Source organism: Pseudomonas sp. 8Z (genome assembly GCF_902506535.1).
Classification (GTDB): Bacteria; Pseudomonadota; Gammaproteobacteria; order Pseudomonadales; family Pseudomonadaceae; genus Aquipseudomonas.
On the sequence record NZ_LR733826.1, the window covers coordinates 44,106 to 57,341 of the forward strand.

The window sequence follows — 13,236 nt, forward strand, 5'->3', positions numbered from 1 at the left end:
ATGCCGCTATCGGTGGCCTTGGTCTGATGCAACGCCTCTATCTCAGGATAGGGGCGTTGTCGTTTATGGGCGTTGAGCATGGATGAGCGTCACTGCTCAAGGCTGGAGACTTGGTGCATGGCGTGGGCTAGCAGGGGCTGTTTGATTGATACCGGATTGGCAAATTTGTGTGTTGGGTGGTGGCTTGTTGGGTGTTCTGGACGCCGCTGCTGTGTGTTCAGTGATTCCGGGTTTCGCCCCTTCGGGCGACTCACTTTTCTTTGAAGTGCGCAAAGAAAAGTAAGCAAAAGATGTTCGACCAGCTCCTTAGGAATCTCAGGCAGCTCTTTCTTGGCCTTGATGGCCGGGGTCTTTTTGCTAGGCATGTCATGCACCTTAAACGCATGTGATGCCCGAACACAAAATTACTGACAGTCCCTTGTGTGTTGGCTTGCTGGTTGTTCGGGTGTCTGTTCCGGATTGCCGCGTTTTTGCTGATGTTTTTGGTTTCGCCCTCCCGGGCGAGTGACTTTGCGGGCAAAGTAACCAAACCCTTCCGCCCGTTCATCCGGCCCTCGCTACGCGAGGGTTCGTTCACTCCATCGCCGCTCCAGAGGCCCGCCACGATGGGCCATCCATGGCCCTCCGTGGCTCTCGCGACATCCTGTCGCTCAACCTCTTCCACGACGACTCCGTTCACCCTCCTGGGCGGGCTCTGCACGCGCCTGAACGCCAGGTAACCCAGAAGGGATAAGGAGTGGTCAGCCAGAGGGCTGACCGGAATGCCGGCTGCAGGCCGGCAAGCTATCCACGTATATGAAACTACTTGAATGAAATAACGCGACGGCCACATCGCGACTACACAGCCACCAGAGCACGCAGGACTATCCTTGCATACCTGTTCGCTCAGGCGCGCGAATGGCCCCTTCAGGAGGGTGAGTGGAATCGTTGCGCAGAGGGGCGAGCGGCATGGATGCCGCGAGAGGCGTAATGGGCCAGGGATGGCCCATGTACGCCGACCCTCGGAGCGGCGATGGAGCGAACGAACCCCGGCGAAGCCGGGGCCGGATGATGGGGTGCGCTTTCTTTTGCTTACTTTTCTTTGCGCACTTCAAAGAAAAGTGAGTCGCCCGAAGGGGCGAAACCCGGAATCACTGAACACACAGCAGCGGCGTCCAGAACACCCAACAAGCCACCACCCAACACACAAACTTGCCAATCCGGTATCAAGACCGACTCCACGAAAACGCAAAAAACCCGATGCCAAGACCTGGCATCGGGTTTTCAATAAAGCCTGCTGGGGCTCAAGCCATCAAGAACGGCATTACGCAGCAGCAATCATGGCTGGCCATCAGCACTCGATGATATTCACCGCCAGGCCGCCGCGTGCGGTTTCCTTGTACTTGGTCAGCATGTCGGCGCCGGTCTCGCGCATGGTCTTGATCACCTTGTCCAGACTCACGTAGTGCGAGCCATCGCCGTACAGCGCCATGCGCGCGGCGTTGATCGCCTTCACCGAGGCGATGGCATTGCGCTCGATGCAGGGGATCTGCACCAGGCCGCCGACCGGGTCGCAGGTCAGGCCCAGATGGTGCTCCATGCCGATCTCGGCAGCGTTCTCGACCTGCTCGGGCGTGCCGCCGAGAACCGCACACAGCGCGCCTGCGGCCATCGAGCAGGCCACGCCCACTTCACCCTGGCAACCCACTTCGGCGCCGCTGATCGAGGCATTTTCCTTGTACAGGATGCCGATGGCACCAGCGGTCAGCAGGAAGTCGATGATGCCGCGCTCGTTGGCGCCGGAGATGGCATTGACGTAGTAGTGCAACACCGCCGGGACGATACCGGCGGCGCCGTTGGTGGGTGCGGTGACCACGCGACCACCGGCGGCGTTTTCCTCGTTCACCGCCAGTGCCCACAGGTTGACCCAGTCGAGCATGCGCAGTGGATCTTCCAGATAGCTGCGCTGAAAGCCGCCCAGCTTGCGCGCCAGAATGGCGGCGCGGCGGCGCACCTTGAAGCCCCCAGCGAGGATACCCTCGGTGCGGCAGCCACGATCAACGCAGGCCTGCATCACCTTCCAGATGTTCAGCAGGCCAGCGTCGGTTTCCTCGTCGCTGCGCCAGTGACGTTCGTTGCGCCGCATCACTTCGGCGATGCCGATGCCGTGCTCGCGGGTTAGCTTGAGCAGATCGGCGCCGCTGCGAAACGGCAGCGGCAGCGAGGTGGCATCCGGCGCGATGACCTTCTGCTTGCTGCCATCGGCCAGCACCGCCTCGCTGACCACGAAGCCGCCGCCGACCGAGTAATAGGTGGCCTCGTGCAACTGAATGCCAGCGGCATCGAAGGCGGCGAAGCGCAGGCCATTGGCGTGCAGCGGTAGCGCCTTGCGGAACATCTTCAGGTCGGCTTTCTCATCGAAGGCCACGGCATGTTTGCCCGCCAGAACGATGCGCTTGTCGCGGCGGATGCTCTCGATGTACTCAGGCACCTGATCGACATTGACGGTATCCGGCTCATGGCCGCTGAGGCCGAGCAGCACCGCCTTGTCACTGCCATGGCCCTTGCCGGTGGCGCCCAGCGAGCCGTATAGCTCGGCGGCGACGCGTTTGACCTGCGCCATGTAGCCATGATTTTCCAGCGCGTTGGTAAATAGCACCGCCGCACGCATCGGGCCGACGGTATGAGAGCTGGAGGGGCCGATACCGACTTTGAACAGGTCGAAAACGCTGATAGCCATGGCGGAGTTCTTCTGGTCGATGAAATGGCCACGCGCCCGGTTACGCGCATGGGGATGCCTTATCTAAGAACGGCCATATCATTATGTATACTGATTTATTTTTAACGTATTCGTTAGCGTCACTTAACCATTGAGATTGCGTCATGGACCTCACCCGCCTGCGCACCCTGCGTGAACTGGCCCGCTGCCGCACCATGGCAGCCGCTGCCGAGTCGTTGCACCTGACGCCCTCGGCGGTATCGCAGCAGGTCGCCCAGCTCGAACGCGAAGTCGACATGGCGCTGATCGAGCGGCGCGGGCGCGGCGTGGTGCTGACCCCGGCGGGTGAGCGCTTGGTGGCGCATGCCGAGCGCATCCTCGCGGTACTCGATGAAGCGCGCTCGGAGCTGGCACTGCTGCGTGGGGAAATCGCCGGTGAACTGCGCGTGGCAGCCTTCCCCTCGATCGCCGTGGCGGTGATCGCGCAAACCGTACAGGCGCTACGCAGTGCCTATCCACGCTTGAGTGTGGTCGTGCTGGATCTGGAACCACAGGAAAGTTTAAGTGCCCTCGGATCCTGGCAAATTGATGTGGCGGTGATCGACGACCTGGCCGTGACCCCGGACGAGAACCGCGAGCATTACGCGCTGATTCCCCTGACTCAGGATCTGCTGCACGTGCTTTTGCCCATCGACCATGCATTGGCCAGGCGCGACAGCTTGAGCGTCGCCGACCTGCGCGACGAAGCCTGGGCGCTGGACTCCAGCGGCAGCTCGTTCGGCGAGTTCATCACCAACCTGTGCCGCCGCTCCGGCTATGCGCCGCGTATCAACGCCCACTGCGCCGGTTTCGAAATGGTCGCGGCCATGGTCGCCTCGGGCAACTCCATCTCCATCGTCTCCGGCCTACGCCTGGTGCGCCCACTGCCGGGCGTTATCGCCGTGCCGCTGCAGCCGGACATCCAGCGCGGCGTGTTCCTCGCCTACCGCAAGGGCGAGCGCGATCACCCGGCGGTGAATGCCTTTCTCGATGAGGCGGTGTACACGGCGGACAGAGTGCTGGGTTAGCCCCATACGGTCAGCCGCGATGCTTTTCGTCTGGAAACACGCGCAGTTTTAGGTGGGGGAATGAATACCCGGCTTGACCATTCCTGGATGTATATGTACAAGTATTTGTACATATCGAGGATATCCCCATGGACGCCATTACCTACAGCACCGCACGTGCCAACCTGGCTAATACCATGGATCGCGTATGCGAGGATCACGAACCCATCATCATCACCCGCAACGGCCAGCAGGCCGTGGTGATGATGTCGCTCGACGACTACAAAGCGCTGGAAGAAACCGCCTATCTGCTGCGTAGCCCTAAGAACGCACAGCGTCTGCTCGAAAGTATCGCCGCGCTTGAGACGGGCAAGGGAGTGACGCGAGAGCTTGAACTGTGAACCTGGTGTTCTCCGAGCAAGCCTGGGCGGATTACCTCTACTGGCAAGGCCAGGACAAGAAGACCCTGAAGCGGATCAACGAACTGCTCAAGGAAATCAAAAGAACGCCATTCGAGGGCATGGGCAAACCCGAACCGTTCAAGCACGCCCTGGCTGGCTACTGGTCGCGGCGGATCAACGAAGAGCATCGCCTGGTGTACAGGCTTCGAGAGCATGAAATTCTGATCGCCCAGGTGCGGTATCACTATTGATGCTGAGCCAGAAGTGAAAGGCAAAGTGGATCAACTGTGACATAGGCATACGCCGATCTGCCGGTGGATAAGCTTCGCGTTATCCACCTACGTCCTGGGTTAGCCCGCTCGTGTGGGAGGGGCTTTAGCCGCGATGCGATTGGCTTCTCGATGGGCCCCATCGCTCCCGCACGCCCCATCATCCGTCTATCCGGCTTTTACTCCACGGGCGCGAGAGGCTCTTGAGCCTCAGCCTCCAGCTTCGCCCTGTCGGCTTTGCTGATGTACTTGGGTTTATTGCTTTTGGGCGCGAGCTTGGCATTGGCCTTCTTGGCGTGGGCTTCGAGCAGTTGCTTGATCTTTTTGCGGCGATTCATGGGGATATGTCTGCGTTGTCCTAAATTGGGCGCACGGTATCGCGTCGGCTGCCCCGTAGGATGGGTAGAGCACCGCGAAACCCATTATGTGTGAGTTCCTGGGTTTCGCGTTGCTCTACCCAGGCTACTCTGCTTGCTTGCCCTGTTAAATTGCCGGGTTAATGTTCCATGGGCCACAAAGCCTGTTTGTAAGCGAGATGCATAGCTGCATTTTCAAAGGAAGGCATTAAAGTTAACTTTGATACGTCAAGCCTGTAAAGCAAGCGTAGAAGATTATCTGCTTCATCCGCAGGCAATGAAAGCCGAATCAGTGGAGGGCGGGTATACATTGTATTAGGGGCTCGCTCATTTTTTACTACATCCTCGATGCTAGGCCATGTGCCATTTTCTAGGAAATATTGATTGGCATTTTTGATCAGCGTGAAAGCACCATGCTGAGCTTTTAGAAAGTTATTGCTTGCTCGTGGTGCGGAAACATATTTTAAACTGCTTACTTTACGAAGAAGTTTTGTGTTGAGACAAATAATTGAGAAGTCTGATTGTTCTCTATTAGAGCTTGCTAGTGAGGAAGCCTTTTCGGCAGCGAAGTAAGCTGCTATTAGCGGCGATTCCGTCCAATCCAGAAGTCTGGTTGGGACGCCGTAATGTTGAGCCATTGCCATACTTGTTAAGAACTGTGGAGCTGGAAATCCTGAATCCAATTCAGTTTCTTGGCCTGAAATTAAATCGTCAAAAAACTTTTGCTGTAGAGCCAAAGAACTGTAGTCAAGCGGTGTATTAATTCCTATCTTGTCAGCCGACTCCAAAAAGAGTTGAACTGCTCTTAGTTCTGCGTGAATATGTAATGCCAAATACTCCCTGCGACCACTTTTCTCCGGTATCTTCTGGTCAGGTGGTTGAGGTGTGTATTTGTTGAGCGCCATAGGCGTACGATGCACTGATGGTAGAAGGGACCAATCCTTTCGCGCTTGCCCACGAAATAGATACCCACTTGTGAGTCGCTCACTAACATCAAAAAGGTGTCCAGGAACAAAAACTTCATTATCGAGAAGAAAATCAATTAGATCTCTAGCGCTTTTGAATGAAATATCTTTGTCAAACATCTGTATTCCTTCAGTAGCCCTAACTTTTACTTAAATGGCGGCACGTAGTGCCGTCCAATTTCAAGTTTTGTTATGTTTTTAATCGAAGCTTTTAAGTTTTGCGTTTTTTAGGTCATGCGGGAGATATTGAATCCAATTATTTAAACCGTCTATTTGTTTTTGAGTCAAATAGCAATTGTTTTGCAAGAATTCTTGTAATGATTCAACAAATGGGATTCCGGTCTTGTTGTTATGTTTGCTTAGGTTGACACATATTCGCTTTAAAATGAAATTATACGCATGACATGTGGATAGATTTTTTATTGATAATTTCTTATCGACTTTGTTTATTGAGTAAGATTCTATATTTAATATGTGATTTATCTCATTGTCAGACAAGCTACCTGTCTGTAGATATGTATTGTAATAGTTGCGTAAAGTTGCATATGAAAGAGTGCGGTTATTTATTTTAAAATCATGAAGTAATTCTTCGCGTAGTAATAAATAAGCAATAGCTAATGATTTTTTTTGATCATCATTTGCAGCACCAGCACCAGCACCAGCACCAGCACCAGCACCAGCACCAGCACCAGCACCGCCAGTTGCTAGAGATACTAGCGACTTTGTTAAGTCTGGTACGTCTTTGATGTTATTTGTGCCATGCATTTCGGCACAATGTCGACCGCCGTAATGAATAACACCATTTGCATCTTGCATATAATAGGCTGTGCCTGATGAAAGTATACGGCCAGTTCCACAGTAGGATTCAGTATCTTCGTTGACAAAATCTTTCTTTATAATCTTCATAATTTTTAAAGAATGACCCTATAAGGTATCGATGATGATTGGATAAAACATAACAGTGATTAGATGAAAGTCGCTACTAATCCGATAGTAGAGCCTTCTATCTAACTCCGCACCACTCCGTTTTGCTTTGCACTAAAAGGTCTTCCTAATCATGATCTTATCCCTGGCCGACGGCCCGGGCAGTGTATTCGCTTGACTCCCGCTTTTTGCTTTCCCGTTCTGACAAGGGCATACGCGCATGCTCATATCAGCTCCAAACCGCCCCCACCGGCGTATGCGCAGGGTAGTGCGTTGCCACTTGCGCCTGTAGCAGTTCAGCACAGGCCAGGGCGTCGGTCAGGGCGTGGTGGGCGCTGTATAGCGGCAGGCCGTAGCGCAGGCGGCTGTCGGCGAGGCGGATGGAGAGGCGTTCGCGACCGCGCAGGCGATCCCACCAACTGATATTGCGCTTGGGGTGCACTCGGGCTTCCAGTTCCATGGTGTCGATGATCGGGAAGATCAGTCCTTCGCCCAGGTATTGGCGTACGGCCTGGTCGAGGAAGTTGCGCTCGATATTGCGGTAGTGCGCCACCACCACTTTGCCGGCCAGGGCTTCGAGCAGTTCATCCAGTACATGGGCCAGGCGCGGGGCATGGCGGATGTCGGAGTGGGTGATGTGGTGGAAGGTCACCGATTCGGCGTTTAGTTCACCGGTAGGTTTAACCACCCAGTAGCGCGATTCGGCGCAACGGATGCGTTGCAGATCCAGCGGCACCAGGCCGAGGCTGACGATGGCGTTTGCTTGTGGATCGAGGCCGGTGGTTTCCACGTCCAGTGCCACCAGTGGCACATCGGCTAGTGGTGTGTCGGCGGCGATGCAACCGGCGCTGTAGTAGGCGCGCAGGCGTTGATCCTGGCTGTTGGCGGCGAGTTCGGCGAAGCGTTGTGGCCAGTCGAGGGCCCGATAGATCGTCATTAAGGGCGCGCCATGGGTTGCGCCGGGTAGCGAAAGCGCAGGAATTTTTGCGCGTTGCTCACCACCTGGAAGGCTTCTTTGAGGTGCTGGCGTTCGCTGGCGCTGAATTTTTCCGGCTCGACGTAGTTGTCGGGCGGGTTGCCGGCCTCGACTTCACGGGCCTGGTGGCGGATGCGTACCAGGCTGAGAAATTCGAGTGCGTAGCGCAGGTGCTCCAGGGCTTCTTGGGGCAGCAGTTTGGTCGCGGCGATGGCGTCGAGGCGCTCCAGTGAGTTCTGCGCCTTGGAGCCGCAGGCCAGGGCGTGCACGCGGATCAGGTCGGTCAGTGGTGCGGTGCCGCGACCTTTGAGGTTGATGATGTTCTTCTGGCGCCCATCGGTTTCCATCACGAAGGTGCGGAAGAAGCCCAGCGGCGGCGTGCGGTTGAGCGCGTTGCGCGCCAGCGCGGCGAGAAAGGCGGGCGTGGCGCTGGCCTTTTCCGCCAGCAGTTCCTTGAGGTTTTCCACCAGTGCGGTCTTGCCGTATACGCCATCGAGGTCGAAGAAGATGCTGCTGTTGAGCAGGGTCTCGGGGTTGGGCCGTTCGATCCATTCGCTGAAGTACTGCCGCCACACGCTCAGCGGTTGGCGCCATTTCGGGTTGCTGGCCATGATACCGCCCTTGCAGTAGGCATAGCCGCAGGCGGCCAGGCCGTTGCTGACGAACTGCGCGAGCTCGGCGAAGTAGGGGTCGTGCAGCTCCGGGTTGAAGCTGTCGTCGAGCACCAGGGCGTTGTCTTGGTCGGTGAGTAGCAACTGCTCGTCGCGAGCCATTGAGCCGGCGATCATGAAGCAGTAAGACACGGGCGGTGGGCCGAGTTTTTCTTCGGCCAGTACCAGCAGGCGCCGGGTGAAGGCGCGACCGATGCTGCTCATGGCGCGGCTGACCATGTGCGCGCTGGCGTCGTCGGCGACCATGCGGATAAAGGTGGCGTGCAGATCCGGTAGCAGGCTCTTGAGGCCATCCACGGAGTTTTTGTTGAAGATGCTGTTGACCAGATAGAGGCTGCTGCGCGACTCGTAACGGATAACGTCGGCCAGCGAGATCATCCCCACCGGGCGCCGCCGTTGCAGCACTGGCAGGTGGTGGATGTTGTTGCGCAGCATGCACAACATGGCTTCGAACACCGACTCGTCAGCCTGCACGGTGACGGGGCCGGGGGTCATCACCTGGCTCACCGGGGTGTCGCCGGGCAGCCCTTCAGCCAGTACGCGCACGCGCAGATCGCGGTCGGTGAGGATGCCTGCCATCACCTGATCCTGCTGGTCGGCCACCTGCACTTGCGCGGGGTTGGGCCAGCGCCTGCTGGGGTTGACGATGATCACCGAGGATACGCTCCGCTCGCTCATCACCTTGGCCACCTGCTGCACGGGCATGTCCAGCGGCACGCTGACTGGCGAGCGGCCGATCAGCTTGCGCACCTTTATTTTCATCAGTTCGCTGGCCTTGCCATGGCTGTCTTCCAGGGCCGACTTGAGCCGCGATTGCCCCTCGGCTTCGACGAAATCGGCGAAGCTGTCGAATTGATCGCACAGTTGCTGAAACAGCGGGCCGGGGATGAAGTAGATCAGGCTGTCTTCCAGCGCGCGGGCGGCCAGACGCACTTTGTTGCCGCGTAGCAGGCCTGCCTGGCCGAAGATATCGCCTTCGGTCAGGCGGTTGTGCAGCTCGCCGCCGCGCCGATGAATTTCCACCGCGCCACTGCGCACATAGTGCAGCTCATGAATCGGCGCGCCGGAGGCGAGAATCTCGCTGCCTGCTTTGAAATAGCTGACTTGCACGTGCCGGGCGATCTCGTCGAGGGTCTGCTCCGGCAGGTTGTCGAAGGGGGCGAAGCGATTCAGGTGATCGCGTATTTCGATCAGCTCGATCTGCATAGGGCCGTATGTCATGAGGAGTGGTTCTCCACCATAACGGCTGATTCTGGTGGCGCAAGGCTGATGTGGTTATTGCAGTCGATGGAGGTCGTTTTGGCCGTGTTGTAACGATTGCCTTGAGATGCTTCACGTAGCCAGGCGCGGCACTGGGCAACACCTGCGTGAGTAGGAAGTCACTGCGCTATCTGAAGGGTTTCACTGATGCCGCTTCGATGTGCGGGTGTGCTTCATGCCCAGTTGCAACTGCTTTGCGCCACGGCGTCGTGGGCGTGCAGGCTTTCCGCGTGGACGACTTGCAGGCGAAAGGCGCTGGCCTGCGGTAACTGGCGCAGGGCGTGGTGCAGGCGGCGGGCGGCGTCTTCGCAGAACATCAGGTTCTGCCCGTTGGCGAGGGCGAAGGCTTGTTCGTCGGCACGTTTCACCGCCGTTTGCACCGGTGTGCCGAGGGCTTGTTCGGCGCTGTCGATCAGCGCCAGCACGGGCAACTCGACGCAACTCTCGGCCAGGCGTAGCCGCAATGTTGCCTTGCTGCGCTGGCTGTGCGGCGTGGCGACGATACCTTGGGGCGAACCGAGCCAGTCGAGCACCTCGACGTAATCGGCCTGATGTGCGGGGAAGTCGTCGCTGAAGCGTTGTTGGATCAACTTGCGAGCCAGGGCGGCTGAGCAGGGGCAGGTGGAGGAGTAGGTGACCTCGACCTGCAGTTCGATATTCACGCCATGACCGTCCTGGCGTGCGTTCACTTCGAAGGGGTAGGTTTTCCAGCCACTCAGTGGACTGATCAGCGCCGTGCGTTCGAGCGGTAGCTCACCACGCAGGGTGAGACTTGCGCTGTCGGAAAGCCCGTGGTGGCTGCCCAGGCATTCATCCAGCAGCCTTAGCATGCTCGGTATATCCAGCGTTTGATGTGTCAGCCGTTGCAGGGCCAGGTACAGGCGCGACATATGGATGCCACGCGCGTCGGCGGCGTCGAGGCTGACGCCGATGTCGATGCTGGCGCTCACGACTGCGCCGCCCAGTTGGATGGGCAGGGCGATCCCGGCCATGCCGACCCAGTCCAGCGGCAAGTTGTGGTAAGTGGCTTGGGCGGCGATATCCGGTAGGGGGTGGTTCATCGCGAATCCATGGGTTGTTTGAATTATTAAATGTTATGTTATAACAAATAATAAAGCCAGCCGGATCGTACCCGGCAATCCCGTGTGAGCGTGACTGAATGAGGCCCCTGATGAACCCGCGTCTACCCGTTACTGTGCTGTCCGGCTTTCTCGGTGCCGGCAAGAGCACCCTGCTCAACCATGTGCTGAAGAACCGCGAAGGACTCAAGGTCGCGGTGATCGTCAACGACATGAGCGAAATCAACATCGACGGCAGCGAAGTGCAGCGTGACGTCAGCCTCAACCGCGCCGAAGAAAAACTGGTGGAGATGAGCAACGGCTGCATCTGCTGCACCCTGCGCGAAGACCTGCTCGAAGAGGTGGCCCGCCTGGCCAGCGACGGCCGCTTCGATTACCTGCTGATCGAGTCCACCGGCATCAGCGAGCCGCTGCCGGTGGCTGAAACCTTCACCTTCCGCGATGAGCAGGGCCGCAGCCTGTCCGACCTGGCACGGCTCGACACCCTGGTTACGGTGGTCGACGGGGTCAACTTCCTGCGCGACTTCCACGCCGCTGAGAGCCTGGCCAGCCGTGGCGAGACGCTGGGCGAGGAAGACGAGCGCTCGATCACCGACCTGTTGATCGAACAGGTGGAGTTCGCCGACGTCATCCTGATCAGCAAGATCGACCTGATCAGCCAGGCCGAGCGCGAGGAACTGGAGGCCATCCTGCGTGGCCTCAATACCCATGCCGACATTCAGGCCATGAGCATGGGCCGCATCGCCCTGGACAAGATCCTCAATACAGGCCGCTTCGACTTCGACCGCGCCTCGCAGGCGCCGGGCTGGCTCAAGGAACTGCGCGGCGAGCACGTGCCGGAAACCGAGGAATACGGCATCGCCTCCAGCGCCTACCGGGCGCGTCGGCCGTTCCATCCGCAGCGCTTTTTCAGCTTCCTCTCGCAGGAGTGGACCAATGGCCGCCTACTGCGCTCCAAGGGCTTCTTCTGGCTGGCCAGCAAATATCAGGAGGCTGGCAGTTGGTCACAGGCCGGCGGGCTGATGCGTCATGGCCTGGCCGGGCGCTGGTGGCGTTTCGTACCCAAGCAGCACTGGCCGCAAGACGAGGAGGGCCTACGGACAGTCATGCAGCACTGGCACGCGGAGGTCGGCGACTGCCGCCAGGAGTTGGTATTTATCGGGCAGAACATCGACTTCGCGCGCCTGGTGCGTGAGTTGGACGCCTGCCTGCTGACGGATGCGGAAATGGCTGGCGGCCCAGAGGCCTGGGGCCTGCTCGCCGACCCGTTCGGCACCTGGCAGCAGGAGGCGGCCTGATGTACGCACTCAAGTTGCCGCCTGCGCCACGCCAGGTATTGGCCGAGGAAATTGAGGTGCTCACCGAGGTGCTGCATGACGGCATCAATCTGGCCGTCTGGCAGCGCCGTCTACCGGCGCAGATTGCCGATTTCGCCGCAGCGTTGTTGGCGCAGGGTGAACCGTTGGCGCAATCGATGACGTTGGAGCTGGCGCAGCCGGAGGATGCGGCAAATCTTTCCGGCCTGGTGGCGCACTACGCCGACCTGCCGGGGCAGGCCGCCTTTCTCGCCGATGTGGCCTGGCTGGTACGTGCCTATGCCTGCCTGCTCGACGCCCGGCGTATCGGTCTGCGCCTGCGCGTGCTGGACAAGGCCATGTGCCCGCGTTTTCACGTCGACCACGTGCCGCTGCGGCTGATCACCAGTTACGCCGGGGTTGGCAGCGACTGGCTGGCGGAGGGCGCCATGCCCCGCAGCGCGCTCGGTCAGCCTGGCGCCGAGCCGCAGGATGTGCGCCTGATCCAGCGCCTGGGCGTTGGCCATGTGGCGTTGGCCAAGGGCGAGAAATGGCAGGGCAATGAAGGACGTGGGTTGATCCACCGTTCGCCGCAACCGCCAGCGGGGGAGCGACGCTTGTTGCTGACGTTGGACTGGTTGGCCTAAGACCGCCGTGCTCATCAGGCGGCTGGGGCCCTACGATACGGAGAAAAAAATAGGCCGCAGCGGCTGCTGCGGCCTTAAGCACCAAGAGATCATGTCGAGGCGTGTTTCGACATGGAGGGTGTGTTGAGTACCCACACCTATTAGGCGCTCGTTTGATGACGCTTTGATGTCAGGGTTTCCGCGTAGGGCGGGTGCAACCCGCCAGGCAGGGATTGGCGGGTTGCGCCCGCCCTACAACAGTCGACTCAGGGCTTGATCCACTTACCCTGATACTGCCCGGTGCAGGCTGGCTGCAGGTAAGCGGCATCGCTGGCCACGCCGTAGTAGTGGATATCCTGCCGATACAGACCGCTGCCGACGTGAGCTTGCTGACAGACGCCATAAGCGCCGGATGGGCACTGCTCGACGAACTCCACTTCGACTGTCTGCCCCTTCAACTGCGGCTGGCAGAAGCCCTCACGAAACAGCTTGCTGGGGATGTTGTGGTTCTGCTGGCAGACCTTCACATCCAAACGCTCGGCTTGGCTGCGCACCACACAGGCATCGGCCAGGGCCAGGCCTGGCAGCAGGGAGAACAGCAACAGCCATGCACGCATCGTATGAGCCCTCGCGGAAAATGTCGGCGAATCTAGCACGTCGCCTTGTTGCA

At 58.7% G+C, this 13,236-nt stretch carries 14 protein-coding genes; 5 read left to right on the top strand and 9 right to left on the bottom strand.

All coding sequences use genetic code 11. The features are described 5' to 3' along the window. Positions 1 to 89 precede the first annotated feature (89 nt). Entirely contained in the window at positions 90 to 365 is a 276-nt protein-coding gene (locus AERO9A_RS09545; RefSeq protein WP_159971717.1) for a hypothetical protein, read from the bottom strand. A 965-nt stretch (positions 366 to 1,330) separates the two neighbouring features. Further along, positions 1,331 to 2,719, bottom strand: a complete 1,389-nt coding sequence (locus tag AERO9A_RS09550) for an L-serine ammonia-lyase (protein ID WP_159971719.1) — start codon at positions 2,717 to 2,719, stop codon at positions 1,331 to 1,333. A 143-nt stretch (positions 2,720 to 2,862) separates the two neighbouring features. Between AERO9A_RS09550 and AERO9A_RS09555 the strand changes: the two genes are divergently transcribed. The 3 genes from AERO9A_RS09555 (at position 2,863) to AERO9A_RS09565 (ending at position 4,396) form a co-directional block, all read left to right on the top strand. Then, positions 2,863 to 3,765 carry a LysR family transcriptional regulator gene (locus AERO9A_RS09555; RefSeq protein WP_159971720.1) on the top strand — a complete coding sequence of 301 codons (903 nt, stop codon included), beginning with the start codon at positions 2,863 to 2,865 and terminating at the stop codon, positions 3,763 to 3,765. 128 nt (positions 3,766 to 3,893) lie between these two features. Further along, positions 3,894 to 4,145, top strand: coding sequence for a type II toxin-antitoxin system Phd/YefM family antitoxin (locus AERO9A_RS09560; protein WP_159971721.1), 252 nt, complete (start codon positions 3,894 to 3,896; stop codon positions 4,143 to 4,145). Continuing rightward, positions 4,142 to 4,396, top strand: coding sequence for a Txe/YoeB family addiction module toxin (locus AERO9A_RS09565; protein WP_159971722.1), 255 nt, complete (start codon positions 4,142 to 4,144; stop codon positions 4,394 to 4,396). The genes AERO9A_RS09560 and AERO9A_RS09565 overlap by 4 nt, the downstream gene beginning before the upstream one ends. Before the next feature lie 197 nt (positions 4,397 to 4,593). Here AERO9A_RS09565 and AERO9A_RS09570 read toward each other — a convergent pair whose 3' ends face one another. From AERO9A_RS09570 to folE2, 6 genes are all read right to left on the bottom strand, one after another. Then, positions 4,594 to 4,752, bottom strand: coding sequence for a DUF2986 domain-containing protein (locus tag AERO9A_RS09570; RefSeq protein ID WP_159971723.1), 159 nt, complete (start codon positions 4,750 to 4,752; stop codon positions 4,594 to 4,596). A 158-nt stretch (positions 4,753 to 4,910) separates the two neighbouring features. Further along, entirely contained in the window at positions 4,911 to 5,855 is a 945-nt protein-coding gene (locus AERO9A_RS09575; RefSeq protein ID WP_159971724.1) for an FRG domain-containing protein, read from the bottom strand. Positions 5,856 to 5,933: 78 nt separating this feature from the next. Beyond that, complete coding sequence (locus AERO9A_RS09580) at positions 5,934 to 6,641, bottom strand: hypothetical protein (protein WP_159971725.1); 708 nt, start codon at positions 6,639 to 6,641, stop codon at positions 5,934 to 5,936. A 247-nt stretch (positions 6,642 to 6,888) separates the two neighbouring features. After that, entirely contained in the window at positions 6,889 to 7,596 is a 708-nt protein-coding gene (locus AERO9A_RS09585; protein WP_159971726.1) for a 3'-5' exonuclease, read from the bottom strand. Then, complete coding sequence (locus AERO9A_RS09590) at positions 7,596 to 9,512, bottom strand: DUF294 nucleotidyltransferase-like domain-containing protein (RefSeq protein WP_159972299.1); 1,917 nt, start codon at positions 9,510 to 9,512, stop codon at positions 7,596 to 7,598. Before AERO9A_RS09590 ends, AERO9A_RS09585 begins: the two co-directional genes overlap by 1 nt. Positions 9,513 to 9,739: 227 nt before the next feature. Beyond that, positions 9,740 to 10,627: a GTP cyclohydrolase FolE2 gene (gene folE2 / locus AERO9A_RS09595; protein ID WP_159971727.1), complete on the bottom strand. Its 888-nt coding sequence runs from the start codon at positions 10,625 to 10,627 to the stop codon at positions 9,740 to 9,742. 110 nt (positions 10,628 to 10,737) lie between these two features. Between folE2 and zigA the strand changes: the two genes are divergently transcribed. Together zigA and AERO9A_RS09605 are read left to right on the top strand one after the other, a co-directional pair. Then, positions 10,738 to 11,943, top strand: coding sequence for a zinc metallochaperone GTPase ZigA (gene zigA, locus AERO9A_RS09600; RefSeq protein ID WP_159971728.1), 1,206 nt, complete (start codon positions 10,738 to 10,740; stop codon positions 11,941 to 11,943). After that, complete coding sequence (locus tag AERO9A_RS09605) at positions 11,943 to 12,587, top strand: DUF1826 domain-containing protein (protein ID WP_159971729.1); 645 nt, start codon at positions 11,943 to 11,945, stop codon at positions 12,585 to 12,587. The genes zigA and AERO9A_RS09605 overlap by 1 nt, the downstream gene beginning before the upstream one ends. A gap of 245 nt (positions 12,588 to 12,832) precedes the next feature. Here the strand turns inward: AERO9A_RS09605 and AERO9A_RS09610 are convergent, their stop codons facing one another. Beyond that, the gene (locus AERO9A_RS09610) at positions 12,833 to 13,183 is read right to left on the bottom strand and encodes an NADH:ubiquinone oxidoreductase (RefSeq protein ID WP_159971730.1); all 351 of its coding nucleotides are present in this window, start codon (positions 13,181 to 13,183) and stop codon (positions 12,833 to 12,835) included. Positions 13,184 to 13,236 lie beyond the last annotated feature (53 nt).